Source organism: Lelliottia sp. F153 (genome assembly GCF_002870005.1).
Lineage (GTDB): Bacteria > Pseudomonadota > Gammaproteobacteria > Enterobacterales > Enterobacteriaceae > Enterobacter > Enterobacter nimipressuralis.
In genome coordinates this window covers 179,087-200,720 of record NZ_PKFT01000004.1, presented here as the reverse complement: position 1 = coordinate 200,720, position 21,634 = coordinate 179,087, and the positions used below count along the sequence as shown (strand labels likewise).

At 47.3% G+C, this 21,634-nt stretch carries 20 protein-coding genes; all 20 read left to right on the top strand.

Annotated features, from left to right (window positions below; genetic code table 11):
• The first annotated feature begins 13 nt into the window (after positions 1–13).
• The 20 genes from cpsG (at position 14) to F153LOC_RS12910 (ending at position 21,500) form a co-directional block, all read left to right on the top strand.
• Positions 14–1,384: a colanic acid biosynthesis phosphomannomutase CpsG gene (gene cpsG, locus F153LOC_RS13005; protein ID WP_102104090.1), complete on the top strand. Its 1,371-nt coding sequence runs from the start codon at positions 14–16 to the stop codon at positions 1,382–1,384.
• A 48-nt stretch (positions 1,385–1,432) separates the two neighbouring features.
• On the top strand, positions 1,433–2,827 hold the full coding sequence (wcaJ, locus tag F153LOC_RS13000; protein WP_100779619.1) for an undecaprenyl-phosphate glucose phosphotransferase: 1,395 nt from the start codon (positions 1,433–1,435) through the stop codon (positions 2,825–2,827).
• Between the two features lie 32 nt (positions 2,828–2,859).
• A complete protein-coding gene (gene wzxC / locus F153LOC_RS12995) occupies positions 2,860–4,338 on the top strand; it encodes a colanic acid undecaprenyl disphosphate flippase WzxC (protein ID WP_102104089.1) in 1,479 nt (492 codons plus the stop codon).
• Positions 4,339–4,357: 19 nt separating this feature from the next.
• A complete protein-coding gene (gene wcaK / locus F153LOC_RS12990) occupies positions 4,358–5,638 on the top strand; it encodes a colanic acid biosynthesis pyruvyl transferase WcaK (protein ID WP_102104088.1) in 1,281 nt (426 codons plus the stop codon).
• Entirely contained in the window at positions 5,635–6,855 is a 1,221-nt protein-coding gene (gene wcaL / locus F153LOC_RS12985) for a colanic acid biosynthesis glycosyltransferase WcaL (protein ID WP_102104087.1), read from the top strand. The genes wcaK and wcaL overlap by 4 nt, the downstream gene beginning before the upstream one ends.
• Positions 6,856–6,866: 11 nt before the next feature.
• Entirely contained in the window at positions 6,867–8,264 is a 1,398-nt protein-coding gene (wcaM, locus tag F153LOC_RS12980) for a colanic acid biosynthesis protein WcaM (protein WP_102104086.1), read from the top strand.
• A 180-nt stretch (positions 8,265–8,444) separates the two neighbouring features.
• Entirely contained in the window at positions 8,445–9,440 is a 996-nt protein-coding gene (locus F153LOC_RS12975) for an NAD-dependent epimerase/dehydratase family protein (protein ID WP_102104085.1), read from the top strand.
• A gap of 216 nt (positions 9,441–9,656) precedes the next feature.
• A complete protein-coding gene (galF, locus tag F153LOC_RS12970) occupies positions 9,657–10,553 on the top strand; it encodes a GalU regulator GalF (protein ID WP_102104084.1) in 897 nt (298 codons plus the stop codon).
• 389 nt (positions 10,554–10,942) lie between these two features.
• A complete protein-coding gene (gene rfbB, locus F153LOC_RS12965; RefSeq protein ID WP_102104083.1) occupies positions 10,943–12,028 on the top strand; it encodes a dTDP-glucose 4,6-dehydratase in 1,086 nt (361 codons plus the stop codon).
• The gene (rfbD, locus tag F153LOC_RS12960; protein WP_102104082.1) at positions 12,028–12,927 is read left to right on the top strand and encodes a dTDP-4-dehydrorhamnose reductase; all 900 of its coding nucleotides are present in this window, start codon (positions 12,028–12,030) and stop codon (positions 12,925–12,927) included. Before rfbB ends, rfbD begins: the two co-directional genes overlap by 1 nt.
• 49 nt (positions 12,928–12,976) lie before the next feature.
• Positions 12,977–13,855, top strand: a complete 879-nt coding sequence (gene rfbA, locus F153LOC_RS12955; RefSeq protein WP_102104081.1) for a glucose-1-phosphate thymidylyltransferase RfbA — start codon at positions 12,977–12,979, stop codon at positions 13,853–13,855.
• A gap of 3 nt (positions 13,856–13,858) precedes the next feature.
• Positions 13,859–14,407 (top strand): dTDP-4-dehydrorhamnose 3,5-epimerase, encoded by a 549-nt coding sequence (gene rfbC / locus F153LOC_RS12950; protein WP_102104080.1) that lies wholly within the window; start codon positions 13,859–13,861, stop codon positions 14,405–14,407.
• Position 14,408: 1 nt separating this feature from the next.
• Positions 14,409–14,828 (top strand): FdtA/QdtA family cupin domain-containing protein, encoded by a 420-nt coding sequence (locus F153LOC_RS12945; protein WP_102104079.1) that lies wholly within the window; start codon positions 14,409–14,411, stop codon positions 14,826–14,828.
• Positions 14,806–15,273, top strand: coding sequence for an acyltransferase (locus F153LOC_RS12940; protein WP_102104078.1), 468 nt, complete (start codon positions 14,806–14,808; stop codon positions 15,271–15,273). Before F153LOC_RS12945 ends, F153LOC_RS12940 begins: the two co-directional genes overlap by 23 nt.
• Positions 15,263–16,369 carry a DegT/DnrJ/EryC1/StrS aminotransferase family protein gene (locus F153LOC_RS12935; RefSeq protein ID WP_102104077.1) on the top strand — a complete coding sequence of 369 codons (1,107 nt, stop codon included), beginning with the start codon at positions 15,263–15,265 and terminating at the stop codon, positions 16,367–16,369. Before F153LOC_RS12940 ends, F153LOC_RS12935 begins: the two co-directional genes overlap by 11 nt.
• The gene (locus F153LOC_RS12930) at positions 16,366–17,643 is read left to right on the top strand and encodes an O-antigen translocase (RefSeq protein WP_102104076.1); all 1,278 of its coding nucleotides are present in this window, start codon (positions 16,366–16,368) and stop codon (positions 17,641–17,643) included. Before F153LOC_RS12935 ends, F153LOC_RS12930 begins: the two co-directional genes overlap by 4 nt.
• Entirely contained in the window at positions 17,630–18,493 is an 864-nt protein-coding gene (locus F153LOC_RS12925; protein ID WP_102104075.1) for a glycosyltransferase, read from the top strand. The genes F153LOC_RS12930 and F153LOC_RS12925 overlap by 14 nt, the downstream gene beginning before the upstream one ends.
• Complete coding sequence (locus F153LOC_RS12920) at positions 18,486–19,799, top strand: O-antigen polymerase (protein WP_146003466.1); 1,314 nt, start codon at positions 18,486–18,488, stop codon at positions 19,797–19,799. The genes F153LOC_RS12925 and F153LOC_RS12920 overlap by 8 nt, the downstream gene beginning before the upstream one ends.
• Complete coding sequence (locus tag F153LOC_RS12915) at positions 19,792–20,664, top strand: glycosyltransferase family 2 protein (RefSeq protein ID WP_102104073.1); 873 nt, start codon at positions 19,792–19,794, stop codon at positions 20,662–20,664. The genes F153LOC_RS12920 and F153LOC_RS12915 overlap by 8 nt, the downstream gene beginning before the upstream one ends.
• The gene (locus F153LOC_RS12910) at positions 20,661–21,500 is read left to right on the top strand and encodes a glycosyltransferase (protein WP_102104072.1); all 840 of its coding nucleotides are present in this window, start codon (positions 20,661–20,663) and stop codon (positions 21,498–21,500) included. Before F153LOC_RS12915 ends, F153LOC_RS12910 begins: the two co-directional genes overlap by 4 nt.
• The last annotated feature ends 134 nt before the right edge of the window (positions 21,501–21,634 follow it).

Sequence of the window (21,634 nt, the reverse complement as noted above, 5' to 3'; positions counted from 1 at the left end):
GAAGGGTAAAAACATGAATAAGTTAACCTGTTTCAAAGCCTACGATATTCGCGGCAAATTGGGTGAAGAGCTGAATGAAGATATCGCGTGGCGCATTGGCCGCGCGTACGGCGAATACCTGAAACCGAAAACCATTGTGCTCGGCGGCGATGTGCGTCTCACCAGTGAAGCGCTGAAACTGGCGCTGGCGAAAGGGCTGCAGGACGCCGGTGTGGATGTGCTTGATATCGGTCTGTCCGGCACCGAAGAGATCTATTTCGCCACCTTCCACCTGGGCGTGGACGGCGGCATCGAAGTCACGGCCAGCCATAATCCGATGGATTACAACGGCATGAAGCTGGTGCGCGAAGGCGCGCGCCCGATCAGCGGCGACACTGGGCTTCGCGACGTGCAGCGTCTGGCGGAAGCCAACGACTTCCCCCCGGTGAACGAGGCCGCACGCGGCAGCTATCAGCAGATTGATCTGCGCAACGCGTATATCGACCATCTGCTGGGGTATATCAACGTGGCAAACCTCAAGCCGCTGAAGCTGGTGATTAACTCCGGCAACGGCGCGGCGGGTCCGGTAGTGGACGCCCTTGAAGCCCGTTTTAAGGCGCTGAACGTGCCGGTCACCTTTGTGAAAGTCCACAACACCCCGGATGGCAACTTCCCGAACGGGATCCCGAACCCGCTGCTGCCAGAGTGCCGCGACGATACCCGCAACGCGGTAATCGAGCACGGTGCGGATATGGGGATTGCCTTTGACGGCGATTTCGACCGCTGCTTCCTGTTCGATGAAAAAGGCCAGTTTATCGAGGGCTATTACATTGTCGGCCTGCTGGCTGAAGCCTTCCTTGAGAAAAACCCGGGGGCGAAAATCATTCACGACCCGCGTCTCTCCTGGAACACCGTCGATGTGGTCAGCGCTGCGGGCGGCACGCCGGTGATGTCGAAGACCGGTCACGCGTTCATTAAAGAGCGCATGCGCGAAGAAGACGCCATTTATGGCGGCGAGATGAGCGCCCACCATTACTTCCGTGATTTTGCATACTGCGACAGCGGGATGATCCCGTGGCTGCTGGTGACCGAGCTGCTGTGCCTGAAGGGACAAACCCTGGGCGAACTGGTGCGCGACCGCATGGCGGCGTTCCCGGCGAGCGGCGAAATCAACAGCAAGCTGGAACAGCCTGCCGAGTCTATCGCCCGCGTCGAGCAGCATTTTGCCCTGCACGCCCTCGAAATCGACCGTACGGACGGGATCAGCATGTCGTTCCCGCAGTGGCGCTTTAATTTGCGCTCGTCGAACACCGAGCCGGTGGTACGCCTGAACGTGGAGTCGCGTGCCGACGTTCCGCTGATGGAGGCACGAACGCAGGACATTCTGGCGCTGTTGAAACAGTGATCATTGCCCTCTCCCGATGGGAGAGGGAACCCGATAACAGGAACAACGATGACAAATCTAAAAAAGCGCGAGCGAGCCAAAACGAATGCATCGTTAATCTCTATGGTGCAGCGTTTTTCTGATATCACCATCATGTTCGGTGGGCTGTGGGTGGTGTGTCAGCTAAGCGACCTGTCGTTTTTATACATGCATCTGTTGATGGCGCTGCTGGCGCTGGTGGTCTTTCAGATGATCGGCGGGATGACCGATTTTTATCGCTCTTACCGTGGCGTCAAAATCACCACCGAGCTGATGTTACTTCTGCAAAACTGGACCTTAAGCCTGATTTTCAGCGCCGGGCTGGTGGCATTCAGCAGCGACTTTGATAACAGCCTGAAAACCTATCTTTGCTGGTACGCGTTAACCAGCGTCGGGATGGTGGTCTGCCGTTCCCTGATCCGCTTTATCGCAGGCTGGCTGCGTAACCGCGGCTATAACAAGCGTTACGTGGCGGTGGCCGGGGATCTGCCCGTGGGGCAGGCGCTGCTGGACAGTTTTCGCAAAGAGCCGTGGCTGGGCTTCGACGTGGTGGGGGTGTATCACGATGCCAAACCGGGCGGCGTGACGTCGGACTGGGCGGGTAACTACGACCAGCTGATCGAAGATGCGCGCGCGGGCAAAATTCACAACGTCTATCTCGCCCTGAAAATGAGCGAAGAGTCTTGTATCAAACACCTGATGCGTGAGCTGGCCGACACCACCTGCTCGGTGATCCTGATCCCTGACGTGTTTACCTTCAACATTCTGCACTCGCGTATTGAAGAAGTGAACGGCGTGCCGGTGGTACCGCTGTATGACACGCCGCTCTCCGGGATCAACCGTCTGCTCAAGCGCGCAGAAGATATCGTGCTCTCCTCTTTGATTTTGCTGCTGATCTCCCCGGTGCTGTGCGGCATTGCGCTGGCGGTCAAAATCACCTCGCCAGGCCCGGTGATCTTCCGCCAGACCCGCTACGGGATGGACGGCAAGCCGATCATGGTATGGAAATTCCGCTCGATGAAGGTGATGGAAAACGACAGGGTCGTGACTCAGGCCACGCAGAACGATCCGCGCGTCACCCGTGTGGGCAACTTCCTGCGCCGCACGTCCCTCGACGAACTGCCGCAGTTTATCAACGTGCTGACCGGCGGAATGTCGATTGTTGGGCCACGTCCGCATGCGGTGGCGCATAACGAGCAGTACCGTGCGCTGATCGAGGGCTACATGTTGCGTCACAAAGTGAAGCCAGGCATTACCGGCTGGGCGCAAATCAACGGCTGGCGCGGCGAAACCGATACGCTGGAAAAAATGGAAAAACGCATTGAATTCGATCTGGAATACATCCGCGAGTGGAGCGTCTGGTTCGATATCAAAATCGTGTTTCTGACCATCTTTAAGGGCTTTGTCAATAAAGCCGCGTATTAAGTGCCTGATGGAACAGGCTTAAAGGAGTGGTCATGAGTTTACGTGAAAAAACCATCAGCGGGGCCAAGTGGTCGGCGATGGCCACCATCATCATCATCGGCCTCGGGCTGGTGCAGATGACGGTGCTGGCGCGGATTATTGATAATCACCAGTTTGGCCTGCTGACGGTCTCGCTGGTGATTATCGCGCTGGCGGATACCCTGTCGGACTTCGGCATTGCCAACTCGATTATTCAGCGCAAAGAGATCAGTCATCTTGAACTCACGACGCTTTACTGGCTGAACGTTGGGCTGGGGATTGCGGTGTTTGTGGTGGTGTTTCTGCTGAGTGATGTTATCGGCGATGTGCTGAACAACCCGGATCTCGCGCCGCTTATCCGCACCCTGTCGTTTGCCTTTGTGGTGATCCCGCACGGTCAGCAGTTCCGCGCGCTGATGCAAAAAGAGCTGGAATTCAACAAGATCGGCATGATCGAGACTACCTCGGTGCTGGCAGGTTTTACCTTCACCGTGGTCAGCGCCCATTTCTGGCCGCTGGCGATGACGGCGATCCTCGGGTATCTGGTCAATACGGCGGTGCGTACGCTGCTGTTCGGCTTCTTTGGCCGAAAGATTTACCGTCCCGGTTTTCACTTTTCGCTGGCGTCTGTCTCCTCCAATCTGCGTTTCGGCGCGTGGCTGACTGCCGACAGCATTATCAACTATGTGAATACCAATCTCTCCACGCTGGTGCTGGCACGTATTCTCGGTGCCAGCGTCGCGGGTGGCTATAACCTGGCGTACAACGTGGCGGTTGTTCCGCCAATGAAACTCAACCCGATCATTACCCGCGTGCTGTTTCCGGCGTTCGCCAAAATTCAGGACGACACGGACAAGCTGCGCGTGAACTTCTACAAGCTGCTGTCGGTGGTGGGGATTATTAACTTCCCGGCGCTGCTCGGGCTGATGGTGGTCTCCAATAATTTTGTTCCGTTGGTGTTTGGCGAGAAGTGGAGCGGGATTATCCCGATCCTGCAGCTGTTGTGCGTGGTGGGCCTGCTGCGTTCCGTCGGTAACCCGATTGGTTCACTGCTGATGGCCAAAGCGCGCGTCGATATCAGCTTCAAATTCAACGTCTTTAAAACGTTCCTGTTTATTCCGGCGATTATCGTCGGTGGGCACATGGCGGGCGCGATTGGCGTAACGCTTGGCTTCCTGCTGGTGCAGATAATCAACACCGTGCTGAGCTACTTCGTGATGATTAAACCGGTGCTTGGCTCCAGCTATCGCCAGTACATCCTGAGCCTGTGGCTGCCGTTTTATCTGTCGCTGCCGACGCTGGCTGTGAGTTACGGATTAGGGTTTGTGCTCAACGGACATCTGCCGCTGGGCGCGTTGCTGGCGGTGCAGATCGCCGCCGGTGCGCTGGCGTTTGTGGTGATGATTGTGCTGTCCCGTAATGCGCTGGTGGTTGAGATGAAGCGCCAGTTTTGTCGCAGCGAAAAAATGAAAACATTGCTTCGTGCAGGCTGATTTTTTTTAAGAGGTCATTATGAAATTATTGATTCTGGGCAACCATACCTGCGGCAACCGTGGCGATAGCGCCATTCTGCGCGGTCTGCTGGATGCCATTAACACACTCGAGCCTGAGACAGAAGTGGATGTGATGAGCCGCTATCCGGTGAGCTCGTCGTGGTTACTCAACCGCCCGGTGATGGGCGATCCGCTCTACAGCCAGATGAAACAGCACAACACTGCCGCAGGCGTTGTGGGCCGCGTGAAAAAAGTGCTGCGTCGCCGCTATCAGCATCAGGTGCTGCTGTCGCGTGTCACCGACACCGGCAAGCTGCGCAACATTGCTATCGCCCAGGGGTTTACCGATTTTGTGCGCCTGCTGTCGGGCTATGACGCCATTATTCAGGTTGGCGGGTCGTTCTTTGTCGATCTGTACGGCGTGCCGCAGTTCGAACATGCGCTCTGCACCTTTATGGCGAAAAAGCCGCTGTTTATGATTGGTCACAGCGTCGGGCCATTCCAGGACCCGCAGTTTAACCAGCTGGCGAACTATGTGTTTGGCCACTGTGATGCGTTAATCCTGCGCGAATCCGTGAGTCTGGATCTGATGAAGCGCAGCGAAATTGATACTTCGAAAGTTGAGCACGGGGTGGATACGGCCTGGCTGGTGGATCATCAGAACGATAACTTTGAGGCCAGCTATGCGGTTCAGCACTGGCTGAACGTGGCGGCCAAACAGAAAACCGTCGCTATTACCCTGCGTGAACTGGCGCCGTTCGATAAGCGTCTGGGCACGACTCAGGCGGCGTACGAGCAGGCGTTTGCCGACGTGGTGAATCGCGTGCTCGACAGCGGCTATCAGGTGCTGGCGCTCTCCACCTGTACCGGGATCGACAGCTACAACAAAGATGACCGGATGGTGGCGCTGAACCTGCGCAACCTCGTAAACGATCCGTCGCGCTACCACGTGGTGATGGATGAGCTTAACGATCTGGAGATGGGCAAGCTGCTTTCCGCCTGTGACCTGACGGTGGGCACGCGCCTGCACTCTGCGATTATCTCCATGAACTTTGGCACACCGGCTATCGCCATCAACTATGAACACAAATCGGCGGGCATTATGCAGCAGCTGGGCATGCCGGAGATGGCAGTGGATATTCGCCATCTGCTGGACGGTTCCCTGGGCGCGATGGTGGGCGATACGCTCGGCCAGCTTCCGGCAATCAATGAACGTCTGGCGCACGCGGTGAAAGCCGAGCGGGAAAACGGGATCAATATGGTCAAATCCGTCCTCGACCGCATCGGGGAGGGCAAATGAAGGTTGGTTTCTTCTTGCTGAAATTCCCGCTCTCGTCGGAGACCTTTGTGCTGAACCAAATCACCGCGTTTATCGATATGGGATATGACGTGGAGATTGTCGCCCTGCAAAAGGGCGATACGCAGAATACCCATGCGGCCTGGACGCAGTATGATCTTGCGGCGAAAACCCGCTGGCTGCAGGATGAGCCACAGGGCCGCCTGGCGAAGCTGCGCTTTCGTGCAGGCCAGACGCTGCGCGGGCTGCATCGCACATCAACCTGGCGGGCGCTCAACGTTTCCCGCTACGGCGCTGAAGCGCGCAACCTGATCCTCTCCTCGATTCGCGGGCAAACGGCCCGGCCATTTCGCGCCGATGTGTTTATCGCCCACTTTGGCCCGGCAGGCGTGACGGCAGCAAAACTGCGCGAGCTGGGGGTGATTGACGGCAAAATCGCGACCATTTTCCACGGGATCGACATCTCCAGCCATGAAGTGTTGAACCATTACACCGGTGAATATCAGCAGCTGTTTCGTCGCGGCGACATGATGCTGCCGATCAGCGAACTCTGGGCCGGACGGCTGAAAACCATGGGCTGTCCGTCCGATAAAATTACCGTGTCGCGGATGGGCGTGAACATGGAGCGCTTTACCCAGCGCCCGGTGAAAGTGCCGGGTAAACCGCTGCAAATTATCTCTGTGGCGCGTCTCACCGAGAAAAAAGGGTTGCACGTGGCGATTGAAGCCTGCCGTCAGCTCAGGGCACGTGGGGTGGATTTTCACTACCGTATTCTCGGGATTGGCCCGTGGGAGCGTCGCCTGCGCACGTTGATTGAGCAATACCAACTGGAAGGTTTTGTTGAGATGCCGGGCTTTAAGCCGAGTCATGAAGTCAAAGCCATGCTCGACGACGCCGATGTGTTCCTGCTGCCGTCCGTGACCGGTGCGGATGGCGATATGGAGGGCATTCCTGTGGCCCTGATGGAGGCGATGGCGGTGGGTATTCCGGTGGTCTCCACCGTGCACAGCGGCATCCCGGAGCTGATTGAGCCTGGCCATTCCGGCTGGCTGGTGCCGGAAAATAACGCGGTCGCGCTTGCCGACAGGCTGGCCGCGTTCAGCGATATCGACCAGCAGGAGCTGGCGCCGGTGCTGCATAACGCGCGGCAAAAAGTCGAAACCGAATTTAATCAGCAGGTAATAAATCGTCAGTTAGCGAGCCTGTTACAAACGCTATAAGCCGAGGTGGTATGCTGAAAAAAATAACCCGACGCAACTTTGTGACCGCCTGCTCGCTGCTGGCCGCGACGCCGTTGCTCACGTCACGTCTCGCACGCGCGGCGGGCAGCGGCACGGTCGATGTCAGTCAGTACAATCGCAAGGACTGGATCGCTGCTTTTAAGCAGGCCTTTGTCGACGGCGATACGGTGGTGGTTCCGGCGGGACTCACCTGCGAGAACATCAACACCGGAATATTTATCCCCGATGGTAAAACCCTGCTGATTCGCGGGGCGCTCACCGGCAACGGGCGTGGGCGCTTTGTGTTACAAGAGGGTAGCAAAGTGATCGGCGAAGGGAAGGGCCGCACGGAAAACATCACCCTGGATGTGCGCGGCTCTGACTGCGTGATTCAGGGGCTGGCGATGAGCGGCTTTGGCCCGGTGACGCAGATTTACATCGGCGGTAAAAAACCGCGGGTGATGCGGAATTTGCTGATCGATAACATCAGCGTGTCGCAGGCCAACTACGCCATTCTGCGTCAGGGATTCCATAATCAGGTCGACGGCGCGCGGATCACGAACAGCCGTTTCAGCCATTTGCAAGGCGATGCGATCGAATGGAACGTCGCCATTAACGACCGCAATATCCTGATCTCTGACCATGTGATCGACAATATCAACTGTACCAACGGCAAGATTAACTGGGGCATCGGTATTGGCCTCGCCGGGAGTACCTACGATAACGACTACCCGGAAAAGCAGACCGTGAAGAACTTTGTGGTGGCGAACATTACGGGCAGTAACTGTCGGCAACTGGTGCATGTGGAAAACGGTAAGCACTTTATTATTCGTAATGTGAAAGCCAAAAACATCACCCCGGATTTTAGTAAAAAAGCCGGGATTGATAACGCCACGGTGGCGATTTATGGCTGCGATAACTTTGTCATCGATAATGTTGATATGGTCAACAGCGCCGGGATGCTGATCGGCTACGGGGTGGTTAAGGGCGATTACCTGTCGATTCCGCAAAACTTCAGGCTCAACAATATCCGCCTGGATAATCGACAGCTGGCGTACAAATTGCGCGGCATACAGATTTCATCGGGCAACGCGACCTCATTTGTCGCCATCACCAACGTGGAGATGCAGCGCGCGACGCTTGAGTTGCACAACAAACCGCAGCACCTGTTTTTACGCAACATCAACGTGATGCAGCAGGCGACAGTCGGGCCCGCGCTGAAGATGAATTTTGACCTGCGCAAAGACGTGCGCGGCAAGTTTATGGCGAAAGATGAGACCTTGCTTTCACTGGCAAATATCCATGCGGTGAATGAAAAAGGGCAGAGTTCGGTGGATATCGACCGGGTGGATCAGCAGGTGGTGAATGTGGAGAGGCTGAATTTTTCACTTCCTCATAAGCAAAGATAACTTTTCTGCTGCATCAAAAATACCGTAGCCCCTAAGAATTTGTTACTGAAGTCACTCTTCTTAGGGGCTATAATCCGTGCCATTACTGTTTGAAGTTTATCTGGTCTACAGGCTGGCACCTCAGGGAATAGATGTATAAATGACCAGAGGACGCTCTACATCTAACTTATTGAGTGGTTTATGAACGATAAAGTTTTATTTATTGGCGCATCTGGTTTTGTTGGGACCCGTCTGATTGAGATTTCTCAGGCAAATTTCGATGTGACCAATTTCGACAAGCAACAAAGTCATTTTTACCCTGAGATCACTGTGTCTGGTGATGTTCGCAATCAGGAACAACTCGACCTGGCGCTTGCTGGATTTAACACCGTTGTGCTGCTTGCTGCTGAGCACCGCGATGACGTTAGCCCGACGTCACTTTATTATGATGTCAATGTTCAGGGGACGCGTAACGTACTAGCAGCAATGGAAAAAAATAATGTAAACAACATCATTTTTACCAGTTCCGTCGCCGTTTACGGACTCAATAAAGTGAATCCGGATGAGACTCATCAGCAAGACCCGTTCAACCATTATGGAAAGAGCAAATGGCAGGCGGAAGAGGTGTTGCGTGAATGGTTCGATAAAGCGCCTCAGGAACGCTCTCTGACCATTGTTCGACCAACTGTGATCTTCGGCGAGCGCAACCGCGGTAATGTCTACAATCTGCTGAAGCAAATTGCAGGGGGTAAATTTGCCATGGTTGGAGCAGGGACGAATTATAAATCGATGGCTTATGTTGGCAACATCGTTGAGTTTATTAAATTTAAGCTCACGAATGTCAAGCCTGGCTATGACGTATATAACTATGTCGACAAGCCTGATCTGAATATGAATCAGCTAGTAGCAGAAGTTGAGAAAAGTCTGAGCAAAAAAATCCCGTCGGTTCATCTACCTTACCCATTAGGTATGTTAGGCGGGTATTGCTTTGACGTATTGAGCAAAATTACGGGCAAAAAGTACGCTATCAGTTCTGTTCGTGTTAAGAAGTTCTGTGCCACAACGCAATTCGATGCAACGAAAGTGCATAGTTCTGGCTTTAGAGCACCCTACACCCTTTCTCAGGGTCTCGATCGTACGTTGAAACACGAGTTCGTCCACGAGAAAAAGGATGACATCACATTTGTATCTGAATGAGTGGCTTGTAGCTACGATTATTCGGAAAAACAGGTGGAGTAACATCTATCCTGCAGGATTCCGATAATTCTGGCTCTCACCTTATCGTGTAAAGGGTAAGTTAAGTGAGTATTCGTTAGAATGTGATTCGCATGCGACGTTTATCAGGACTCTTCAGCTAGGCTGTTTTCCGGTAAGAGTCTATAATTCGTCAACCATTTTAAGGTGGAAGAAATAATGATTAATTTGAAAGCAGTCATTCCGGTAGCGGGCTTGGGCATGCATATGCTGCCAGCCACAAAAGCGATTCCTAAAGAGATGCTGCCGATCGTTGACAAGCCGATGATCCAGTACATCGTCGACGAGATTGTTGCTGCAGGGATCAAAGAAATCGTTCTGGTGACTCACTCTTCCAAGAATGCGGTAGAGAACCACTTCGACACCTCTTACGAACTCGAAGCGCTGCTTGAGCAGCGCGTTAAGCGTCAGCTTCTGGCCGAAGTGCAGTCTATCTGCCCGCCAGGGGTGACTATCATGAACGTGCGCCAGGCACAGCCGCTGGGTCTTGGACATTCCATTCTCTGCGCGCGTCCGGTTGTCGGTGACAACCCGTTTATCGTGGTGCTGCCAGACATCATTCTGGACAACGCTTCAGCCGATCCGCTGCGCTATAACCTCGCCGCTATGGTAGCGCGTTTCAATGAAACGGGCCGTAGCCAGGTGCTGGCAAAACGCATGAAAGGCGATCTGTCTGAGTACTCTGTGATTAAAACCAAAGAGCCGCTGGATTCAGAAGGGCAGGTGAGCCGTATCGTTGAATTCATCGAAAAACCCGATCAGCCGCAGACACTGGCTTCTGACCTGATGGCAGTAGGCCGCTATGTACTGAACGCTGATATCTGGGCCGAGCTGGAAAAAACGGAACCCGGTGCCTGGGACCGTATTCAGCTGACGGATGCCATTGCAGAACTGGCGAAAAAACAGTCGGTGGATGCGATGCTGATGACCGGTGACAGCTACGACTGCGGTAAGAAAATGGGCTATATGCAGGCGTTTGTAAACTATGGGCTGCGCAACCTGAAGGAAGGGGCGAAGTTCCGTAAGAGCATTGAGAAACTGCTGACGAGCGAGTGATTCTACAGGCCACGTAAGCGCGCAGCACGAAAGTAGCGGCAACCGATCATTCTGAGTGAAGGCAAATCCTCAAGAATGCTCGTTGCCGTTTTTTGTTTTTAAAGTTCTCATATTACAATAAGTTAGCTGATGTTTTTTTGGGCGACTTGATAAGGATTTCTACTTGTTTCTAACGCCGATAAGGACGACAATTAACGGACTTCTATGGTTGTCCAGTGGCGTCTGACGCCCAAAAAATGACCATAAGTGAACACATCTTGCGAATCTACTCAGTGCACTGGTAGCTGTTAAGCCAGGGGCGGTAGCGTGCATATTTTCTGTTTTCGCTCATATTACTCTGAATTCAGAACATCAATATCCCGATATATTCAATCAACGGAATAGCTAACGTGAAAATTCTTGTTACTGGCGGAGCTGGTTTTATTGGCTCTGCAGTTGTGCGGCATATTATTAAAAATACCCAGGATGAAGTGGTTAACGTTGATAAGTTGACCTATGCCGGTAACCTGGAATCACTTGCAGAAGTGAGTGACAGCAAGCGTTACGCGTTTGAGCAGGCAGACATCTGCGATAAAGCGGCGATGGAGCGCATTTTTGCTGCGCACAAACCTGATGCTGTCATGCATTTGGCTGCTGAAAGCCACGTGGATCGTTCCATTACGGGGCCTGCTGCATTTATCGAAACCAATATAGTCGGGACTTATGTCCTGCTGGAAGCCGCGCGCGCATACTGGTCTGCGTTGAATGAAGATGCAAAAGCCGCATTCCGCTTCCACCACATTTCGACTGACGAAGTGTATGGCGATCTGCCCCATCCTGATGAGCACCTGGCTTCCACCGAGCTGCCGCTGTTCACTGAAACAACGGCTTATGCGCCGAGCAGCCCGTATTCTGCGTCCAAAGCGTCAAGCGATCATCTGGTTCGCGCATGGCTGCGTACTTATGGTTTCCCAACAATTGTGACTAACTGTTCTAACAACTACGGTCCCTATCATTTCCCGGAAAAACTGATCCCGCTGGTTATCCTCAACGCTCTGGACGGTAAAGCATTGCCGATTTATGGCAAAGGCGATCAGATCCGTGACTGGCTGTATGTTGAAGATCATGCCCGTGCTCTCTATGCCGTTGTCACTCAGGGTAAGCCTGGTGAGACGTACAACATTGGCGGCCATAACGAGAAACAAAATCTTGATGTCGTTTATACCATCTGCGATTTATTGGATGAAATCGTACCGAAAGACGGCTCCTATCGCGATCAGATCACTTATGTGACCGACCGTCCGGGACACGACCGCCGCTATGCAATCGATGCCCATAAAATTGGTGAAGAACTGGGCTGGAAACCGCAAGAAACGTTCGAGAGCGGGATCCGCAAAACAGTGGAATGGTATCTCAGCAATCAGGATTGGGTGAATAACGTGAAAAGTGGCGCTTATAAAACCTGGATTGAGCAGAATTATGGAGAGCGTCAGTAATGAACATTCTCCTGTTTGGTAAGACAGGTCAGGTGGGCTGGGAATTACAGCGCGCCCTCGCTCCCCTTGGTAATCTCATCGCCCTGGATGTCCATTCCAAAGATTATTGTGGTGATTTTAGCAATCCTGAAGGTATTGCCGAGACGGTGCGTGCGATTAAGCCTGATGTGATCGTCAACGCAGCCGCACATACCGCGGTGGACAAGGCCGAATCCGAGCGAGATTTCGCTGAGCTACTGAATGCAACAAGTGTTGAAGCGATTGCAAAAGAAGCTGCCAAGATTGGTGCCTGGGTTGTTCATTACTCCACTGATTACGTCTTTCCTGGCGACGGCGAGACGCCCTGGCAGGAAACCGATGCAACGGCACCGCTGAACGTTTATGGTCAGACTAAACTTAACGGCGAAAATGCGCTGCAGGCGAATTGTGCTAAACATCTAATTTTCCGCACCAGTTGGGTATACGCCGGTAAAGGGAACAACTTTGCCAAAACGATGCTGCGCCTGGCAAAAGAGCGGACTGAGCTGTCAGTGATCAACGATCAGATTGGTGCCCCGACGGGAGCTGAGCTGTTAGCTGATTGTACCGCGCACGCTATTCGAGTGGCGCTGGCAAAACCCGAAGTGGCGGGGCTGTATCATCTTGTAGCATCAAATACCACAACCTGGTACGACTACGCCGCACTGGTGTTCGAACAAGCTCGAGAAGCGGGTATTGAATTGGCAATCGAAAAATTGAATGCCGTTCCGACATCAGCGTATCCGACTCCGGCAAAACGACCGCAAAATTCACGCCTGAACACCGAAAAGTTCCAACGGAACTTTGATCTAGTATTGCCGTCCTGGGATATTGGCGTGAAACGTATGCTCGCTGAGCTGTTTACCGCTCAATCTATTTAATTATTTTAAATGCCCTTTAGAGGGCATTTTGCGTTTATAGAGAAAAATGATGACTACGCGTAAAGGTATTATTCTGGCTGGTGGTTCTGGCACTCGTCTTTATCCTGTGACAATGGCGGTAAGTAAACAATTGCTGCCTATCTATGATAAACCAATGATTTATTATCCATTGTCGACACTGATGTTGGCGGGAATTAAAGATATTCTGATCATCAGTACACCGCAGGATACGCCGCGCTTTGAGCAACTGCTCGGCGATGGCAGCCAGTGGGGGCTGAACCTGCAATATAAAGTGCAGCCTAGTCCTGATGGTCTGGCGCAGGCCTTTATTATTGGCGAAGAGTTCATTGGTGACGATAGCTGCGCGCTGGTGCTGGGCGATAACATTTTCTATGGTCATGACCTGCCAAAACAACTTGAAGCTGCGTTGAATAAAGATGCTGGTGCAACGGTATTTGCCTATCACGTTAACGACCCCGAACGCTATGGCGTTGTGGAGTTTGATAAAAACGGTACGGCCATCAGCCTGGAAGAAAAACCGCTGGAGCCTAAGAGTAACTATGCCGTAACGGGTCTCTATTTCTACGATAACGATGTTGTAGAAATGGCGAAAAACCTGAAACCTTCTGCGCGCGGTGAGTTGGAAATCACGGATATCAACCGTATTTATCTGGAGCAGGGGCGTCTTTCAGTTGCCATGATGGGACGCGGTTATGCCTGGCTGGATACCGGTACACACCAGAGCCTGATCGAGGCAAGTAACTTTATTGCGACAATTGAAGAGCGTCAGGGGCTGAAAGTTTCCTGCCCGGAAGAGATTGCGTATCGTAAAGGTTTTATCGACGCTGATCAGGTTAAGAAACTGGCAGAGCCGTTGAAGAAAAATGCATACGGTCAGTACCTGCTGAAAATGATTAAAGGTTATTAATTAATGAATGTGATTAAGACTGATATTCCAGATGTTTTGATTTTTGAACCGAAAGTATTTGGTGATGATCGCGGTTTTTTCTTTGAAAGTTTTAATCAAAGGGTCTTTGAGCAAGCTGTTGGAAGGCAAATAAATTTCGTTCAGGATAACCATTCTAGATCATCCAAAGGTGTTTTACGGGGGCTGCATTATCAACTTTCGCCTTCTGCACAAGCAAAATTGGTCCGCTGTTTACATGGCGCAATTTATGATATTGCAGTCGATATCCGAGAAGGGTCTTCAACTTTTGGGCATTGGGTTGGTGTAGAACTCAGCGCTGAAAACAAAAAGCAGATTTGGATTCCTGAAGGTTTTGCACATGGTTTCATTGCTCTCAAGGATGACTCGGAAATTTTGTACAAAACAAATAACTATTACTCTAAAGAAAATGAAAGAGCAATTCGTTGGGATGATAGTCAATTAGCAATTGAATGGCCAATTGATCCACTGATCATTTCAGAAAAAGACAATCAGGCATGTTTCTTTAACGAAGCACAAATATTCAGGAACTAAAATGGACATCAAAATTATCCCACTCCAGGCTCATGGAGATGATCGAGGTTCACTGATTGCCTTAGAGGAAGAAAATAATATTCCTTTCGAAATCAAGCGTGTTTATTACATGTTCAACACCAAAGAAGGTGTAAGACGTGGGTTGCATGCGCATCGGAAACTTAAGCAGGTTGCTATCGCGATGCGTGGATCATGTCGATTTGTTTTAGATGATGGAAAGGAGCGTGTAGAAATTTTGTTGGATAATCCAGCGCAAGGTTTACTTATCGACTCATGTATGTGGCGTGAAATGTATGATTTTTCGGAGGACTGCGTGCTAATGGTATTGGCAGACAGTCACTATGATGAGAATGACTATATTCGAGATTACGATGCGTTCCTGGATAAGGTAAACAAAAATGTATGTTCATCCCTTAAGTGATGTTCAGACCAATGATATCGGTGAAGGAACAAGGATATGGCAATTTTCTGTTATTTTAGCTGGCGCTAAAATCGGTAAAGATTGCAATATCTGTGCCCATACCTTGGTGGAAGGTAAGGTTGAAATAGGTGACCGTGTGACAGTTAAATCTGGGGTCTATATTTGGGATAATACCGTTATTGAAGATGACGTTTTTATTGGCCCATGTGTCACTTTTACCAATGACAAATATCCTCGTTCCAAAAATCATAGTAAAGAGTTTGACACTATTCATGTAAAAAAAGGCGCTTCCATCGGAGCTAATGTCACTATTCTTCCGGGAATTACCTTAGGAGAAAAGTGTATGGTCGGAGCAGGTTCTGTTGTTACAAAAGATGTTGCAGATTATTCTATCGTATATGGTAATCCAGCTAAAATAATGGGTATATCTAAAAATGGAAATTGAATTTCTGAGTCTTAAAAATGTAAATTCTCGTTTTAATGCTGAATTAAAAGACGCTTGCGCGAGGGTCATCGATTCGGGTTGGTATATCGCAGGAAAGGAGTTGGATTCCTTTGAAACAGAATTTGCCCAATGGTGTGGTTCAAAGCATTGTGTTGGTGTTGCCAATGGCCTGGATGCATTAATACTGACAATTCGTGCATGGAAATTACTCGGTAAATTGCATGAAGGCGATGAGATTCTGGTACCAGCTAATACTTATATTGCTACAGTATTAGCGATAAGTGAGAATGGCCTTAAGCCAGTTTTTGTGGAGCCTGACGCCAGTACATATAATCTGACATTGGCCGGTATAGAGAAAGCTGCAACGGTTAGAACTAAAGCAATCATTGCTGTTCATCTGTATGGTCGAATTTGCCCGATGGATGAAATTATGGCTTTTGCAAAAGAAAATAACTTGCTGGTTCTTGAAGATTCAGCACAGGCTCATGGTGCTAGCATCGGCAACAAGCGTGCAGGCTCATGGGGACATGCTAGCGGTTTTAGTTTTTATCCTGGTAAAAATTTGGGAGCTCTTGGGGATGCTGGTGCAATAACAACTAACGACGATGAGCTTAATCAGGTCCTGCGTGCATTACGTAATTATGGCTCCCACAAAAAATATGAGAATATTTTCAAGGGTGTTAACAGTCGCCTCGATGAAATGCAGGCTGCAATGTTACGTGTAAAACTCAAATACCTGGATGAAGATACCGATATTCGAAAGAAAATTGCAGAGAAATATATAGCAGGTATTAAAAACCCTTATTTACAGTTGCCACTTAATGATATTGAAGAGCGAAGCGTCTGGCATCTTTTTGTTATTAAAACAAAATTTAGAAAACAGCTCTCTGATTTCTTAGCTAAACTTGGCATTCAGACTTTAATTCATTATCCAATTCCACCACACAAGCAAAAAGCGTATTCAGAATATAATGATTTAAGTTACCCTCTGACTGAATCCATTCATGAAGAAGTAATTTCAATACCGATCGATCCAACTATGGATGATGCGCAAATAAATTATGTCATTGAAAAACTGAATGAGTTTCAGGCATGAAAAAACTGTTGAGTGTAACCTTTTTTACGGGGTTACTTACTTTAAGCAGAATGATGGCCGGATTTTTGGTATCGAAAATCATTGCAGTGTATACAGGAACAACCGGAATGGCATTGTTGGGTCAGGCGCAAAATCTGATTACTATGCTCAACGGAATTATCAACGCACCTACAAGCAATGCCATTGTAAGATATACATCTGAAAATTGCGATAGTGGTTATACTGCATGCTCGCCATGGTGGCGAGCATCAGTGCAATGGGTGGCCGTATTTTGTGTTTCTCTTGTTCCTGTTGGATTATTACTCTCAAAGCATATTTCAAACTGGTTATTCGAAGTTCCTAATTATGGCTGGTTAATCTGCGTAATGTTTTTGACGCTACCATTTTCTGCAATGGCAACGTTAATAAATTCTGTGATTAATGGTCATCAACATTACAAACGATTTGTAACACTTGGTATTATATCGGTTATTATGTCAACAACCATTATGGTTGCTCTGATCATTATGTGGGGTGTTAATGGTGCACTTATTGCTGCATCTGTACAGTCAGGGCTTATTGGCATCGTGATGCTTATCTCCTGTTTAAGGCAACCGTGGTTAAAGCTGACATATTGGTGGGGAGAAACTGAATCAGAGAATAGAAAAAAAGTCGGTGGATATATTTTAATTGCAATTGCATCTGCAGTTAGCATGCCATTGGCGTTAATAGCTGTTAGGAAAATTATTATTTCTCATGTAGGTTGGGATGCTGCCGGACAATGGCAAGCAGTGTGGAAGATTTCAGAAGTCTATCTCAGTGTAATGACGATGGCTTTGGGGATTTATTTTTTACCACAGCTAGCGAAACTCAAATCGTACAACGATATACGAGCTGAGATTAATAATACTGCCATAATAATTATACCAATTGTTATTCTAATGGCTGTCGGTGTGTATTTGTTTCGCGACCTGGCGATCACTATTCTTTTTACTGAAAAATTTCGCGCTGCGCGAGAGCTCTTTGCTATCCAGCTTGTAGGCGATGTTCTGAAGATCACAAGTTGGCTTTATGCTTATCCGATGATATCCCGCGGTGCCACAAAATGGTTTGTAAGTAGTGAGGTGTTTTTTGCTGGGTCATTAGTGCTATTAACTTCTGCTTTGGTTCCTCATTTTGAAACAAATGGCGCTAATATTGCGTATGCAATAAATTACATCATCTATTTAGTTTTTGTTTTTTTTGCCATGAAATATATTATCCGGGATAAAAAAGATAGTTATGAATCTACCTAAAGTAAGCGTATTGATACCATGCTATAACCATGAAAAATATATTGCACAATGTCTTGACGGTGTTAGAGCGTCGTATTCCGGGGAAATTGAAGTTATCATCTGCGATGATAAGTCAAAAGATCACTCCGTTAAAATAATTGATAACTACATTAACATTCATAATAATAGTCATATTTCTTTTATTTTTATTAAAAACCATGTAAACATGGGAGTTACAAAAACATTAAATATTTGTGCTGGTTATGCTACTTCTGAGTATATTTATGTAATTGCCAGCGATGATTACCTCCTTGAAGGTGGCTTAACTCAGGCTATGAAGTTGTTGCTTAAAGCACGTGCAGATGCAGTTATAAGCGATTGCATCGTGGTGGATGGAAATAATGCGGTAATCTGTCAAAGTGCCTTTTTTGAATATCGGAATGCATCCATAAAAAGGCTGAAAAAAAATATAGCGGAAGAGCTAGTTTTCAATTGGGTTGTTCCTGGGCCTGCATTATTGCAAAAAAAATCCACATATGTTGAATTGAGTGGATACAATGAGACATTAAGAGCAGAGGACCGGGATTATTTTCTTAGATTATTAGCAGATAAAAAAGTTATTTTCAATAAACGGTGCATTGCTGGATATCGGGTGCATTTGCATAATGCTAGCCGCAGTGGTGACTATCTAAAAGTAGCTAATGCAGAATTTAATAAAGTAAACTATTCTGCAAGTGTTTTATATAATGGCCTTGCAAGAATATATCTTAAAACTTATTGGCTTGATTTGAAAAAATATCCTGTGTTTATAACCTCTAAAATCCGTAAGATTATTAAGATGTTATATATTCTACGAGGTTTATATGGATAAGGCTACTTTCGCGGATTTATATGCAAGTCATCTTGGTTTTGGTTTACCTATTACATTAATAACAATATTTTCTGTTTATTTCTTATTAAGAAAACAAATTTATAGCTTATTTGATCCAATAAATTTCCTGATCATTGCTGGTGGTTCAGGGTATTCAGTTGTCTTCTTTTTGTACTCTCTTGGTTATATTTCCGATTACTATTTCTATTCTTTCCTTGCCACTCAGATCGCTTTCTTTTTTGGAGTATTATCGAATAGAAAAATTCCAGCGAAAAAAATTCGATCTTCTCAATTAGCTCCACTGCCTACGTATTCTGGATTTATAACAGTAATTTATCCACTTTCCGTTATATTATTCATCGTGTGTCAATTTGTTGTGTACTATACCAGTGGTATTCCGTTATTAATGGCTTCTCGGCTAGAAATATTTTCTGGTGGTGGTGGGTTTGGCATGGTGAACCGTGTGATACAGGTAACACAAGTCATTGCTATAGCCGTCGCATTCTATCGACTCCTTTTTATTAATAAAGGAGTTTTGTATAAAATGACTGATTTCATTGTAATTATGTTTGGTTTACTTGTTGCTGTTTTAAGTGGATCAAAAGCTGCAGTACTCTTTATAATATTCAGTCTAAGCTACGTTGCAATTTTTTCACATAGGTTCGCAGTATCACCGCGAGTATTCAAAAAAATAAATACAATTTCATTTGTCTTATTCATTCTTGGTTTTTTTGGTGGTGTAATTACTATCATATATCAAACAGGGAACTCTGATCTAAACACAGCTGTTTCTGTACTTGCAATGAGATTTATTAATACGGGGGATATATATTATATGTCCTATCCGTATGGGCAAATTGAAAACATGGAATCTGGTAACTTTTTCCTGGCATTATTTAAGGATTTTTTTGGAGCTTTCAGGATATTAGATTGGGATAAACTGCCAGTTAACCTCGGGTTACAGGTGTTTTGGAGTCATTATAATACTGACATGGTTTCCGGGCCGAATCCAAGACATAATGTTTTTGGATTATTTTATTTAGGTCCTGTATTGTCTGTTTTTTATTCTTTTGTAATTGGATATCTCTTTAGTTTTATTCGGAATAAAATTTTATTGAAAACAAAACCCGATTTTTTGGGGCTAATATTTTATGTTTTGCTCGCTTCGAATACTATTTACATGGAGCAGGATATGACCTATGCAATAGGGCAATTAATATCAATTATGATGGTGTATTTGCCCCTGTATGGAATTTCACGATTCATGGCATTTGCTAGTCAAAAACCGAGAGCTATTAATGGATAAGGTATTTTCTTTAATTACTACATATCAACCGGAAATTGAAAGTCTGAGAGTTTTAGTTGATAACTTATTAAGGCAAACTGATTTTGTAGTTATTTCCAATAATTCAAATTTTGATATTTCAGTGGATGAAATTAATACAAGCTTATCACTGCATATTATCAACTTCGGTAAAAATCTCGGTATTGCTGAGGCTCAGACTATTGGGATGAAATGGGCATTTGAAAACGGCGCTAATTTTGTTTTACAAATGGATCAAGACAGTACACCGCATGAAAATATGGTTCAAGAACTGATTAACTGTTATAACGAAATGGTTTCTGCAGGTGAAAATCCCGGTTTGGTTGGTGTACAAGATTATGATAAAATAACAGGGCAAGTGAATCAGGCTCGAGTAAAAAAAGGTACCCCTATCACTGATAGCTATTTCGATGTTGATAGTACGCTAAGTTCAGGTAGTCTTATACCAAAAAAAGCTTGGGAAGTTATTGGTGGCATGCGCGACGATCTCTTCATAGATGCGGTGGACCATGAGTACTGTTGGAGACTTAGGTATGCCGGTTTCAAGGTAATTCGTAATAAAAATGCGTTACTTGCACATCGATTAGGTGACGGCCGTTTTAAAATAATGAATGTAGTATCCGTTGGTATGCCAAGTCCTTTCAGGCATTACTATGCTACACGTAATATTTTCCTTTTATTAAATGAAAAGCATGTGCCATTTTTTTGGAAAATTTCAAGTCTAATTAAGCTTTCTGGGAAAGTTATATTTTATCCAATGTTCTTACCAAAAGGCAAAGAACGCTTAAAATTTTTCATCAAAGGAATATCTGATGGTATTGCTGGGCGTAGTGGAATAATGAAATGAGTCTAGTGACAGAACAATTTTCAGTATTAATCAGCATCTACAAAGATGATGAACCTCGCTATCTTGAGGTTGCGTTAAGATCAATATATGACATTCAAACTCGTAAACCTGAGCAAATTGTTATTGTTGCAGACGGGCAGCTAGCGCAAGCACAAATTGATGTGATTGAAAGTTTTGGGAAAGAGGTATCAGAAAGGCTTATTACTTTTGTGCAACTTCCACAAAACGTTGGTTTAGCTGCTGCTCTGAATGCTGGCCTCCACTGTTGCCGTAATGAGTATGTCGCGCGAATGGACGCAGATGATATTTCACTGCCTGCTCGTTTTGAAAGACAAATTGATTTTTTTCAACATCATCCAGACATAGATGTATGTGGAACCTATATTGATGAAATAGATACCACTTCTGAAGAATATATTTCAACACGCAAGGTCCCTTTGAGTCATAAAGATATTGTTATCTTTGCCAAAAAGAGAAGTGCCGTTAGTCATCCGTCAGTCATGTTTAAAAAAAGTACAGTACTTTCAGTTGGGGGTTATCCATCCTTTCGAAAATCTCAGGATTTTGCGTTGTGGAGTCTATTGCTCGTCAATAATGCTAAATTTGCTAATATCCCGGAAGTATTGCTAAAGATGAGATCCGGACGTGATCTGATGGCTCGCCGTGGAATTTCCTATCTGAAATATGAGCTTCAGGTTATGAGTTTCCAGCGAAACATTAACTTTATTACAACAGCGCAATTTTTGAAATTCGCATTATTGCGAACAGTTTTCCGTATCACCCCTGGAAGAATGAAAAAAGCTTTGTATCAGATTGTTAGAAACCGTCAAGGCTAGTTTATTCGCAGATGTTGGACGATTTTTATACACCAAATCATTAATGGCACAGTGGGTTAAATACGCTACTATCCAAAATCGAGTTTCCTGAGTTAACATCAGGCATACATTTCAAGCCGCGCATACCTTGCGCG

Coding starts and splice junctions, on each gene's coding strand:
- cpsG (WP_102104090.1), top strand. CDS start 14: ATGAATAAGTTAACCTGTTTCAAAGCCTACGATATTCGCGGCAAATTG.
- wcaJ (WP_100779619.1), top strand. CDS start 1,433: ATGACAAATCTAAAAAAGCGCGAGCGAGCCAAAACGAATGCATCGTTA.
- wzxC (WP_102104089.1), top strand. CDS start 2,860: ATGAGTTTACGTGAAAAAACCATCAGCGGGGCCAAGTGGTCGGCGATG.
- wcaK (WP_102104088.1), top strand. CDS start 4,358: ATGAAATTATTGATTCTGGGCAACCATACCTGCGGCAACCGTGGCGAT.
- wcaL (WP_102104087.1), top strand. CDS start 5,635: ATGAAGGTTGGTTTCTTCTTGCTGAAATTCCCGCTCTCGTCGGAGACC.
- wcaM (WP_102104086.1), top strand. CDS start 6,867: ATGCTGAAAAAAATAACCCGACGCAACTTTGTGACCGCCTGCTCGCTG.
- F153LOC_RS12975 (WP_102104085.1), top strand. CDS start 8,445: ATGAACGATAAAGTTTTATTTATTGGCGCATCTGGTTTTGTTGGGACC.
- galF (WP_102104084.1), top strand. CDS start 9,657: ATGATTAATTTGAAAGCAGTCATTCCGGTAGCGGGCTTGGGCATGCAT.
- rfbD (WP_102104082.1), top strand. CDS start 12,028: ATGAACATTCTCCTGTTTGGTAAGACAGGTCAGGTGGGCTGGGAATTA.
- rfbA (WP_102104081.1), top strand. CDS start 12,977: ATGACTACGCGTAAAGGTATTATTCTGGCTGGTGGTTCTGGCACTCGT.
- rfbC (WP_102104080.1), top strand. CDS start 13,859: ATGAATGTGATTAAGACTGATATTCCAGATGTTTTGATTTTTGAACCG.
- F153LOC_RS12945 (WP_102104079.1), top strand. CDS start 14,409: ATGGACATCAAAATTATCCCACTCCAGGCTCATGGAGATGATCGAGGT.
- F153LOC_RS12940 (WP_102104078.1), top strand. CDS start 14,806: ATGTATGTTCATCCCTTAAGTGATGTTCAGACCAATGATATCGGTGAA.
- F153LOC_RS12935 (WP_102104077.1), top strand. CDS start 15,263: ATGGAAATTGAATTTCTGAGTCTTAAAAATGTAAATTCTCGTTTTAAT.
- F153LOC_RS12930 (WP_102104076.1), top strand. CDS start 16,366: ATGAAAAAACTGTTGAGTGTAACCTTTTTTACGGGGTTACTTACTTTA.
- F153LOC_RS12925 (WP_102104075.1), top strand. CDS start 17,630: ATGAATCTACCTAAAGTAAGCGTATTGATACCATGCTATAACCATGAA.
- F153LOC_RS12920 (WP_146003466.1), top strand. CDS start 18,486: ATGGATAAGGCTACTTTCGCGGATTTATATGCAAGTCATCTTGGTTTT.
- F153LOC_RS12915 (WP_102104073.1), top strand. CDS start 19,792: ATGGATAAGGTATTTTCTTTAATTACTACATATCAACCGGAAATTGAA.
- F153LOC_RS12910 (WP_102104072.1), top strand. CDS start 20,661: ATGAGTCTAGTGACAGAACAATTTTCAGTATTAATCAGCATCTACAAA.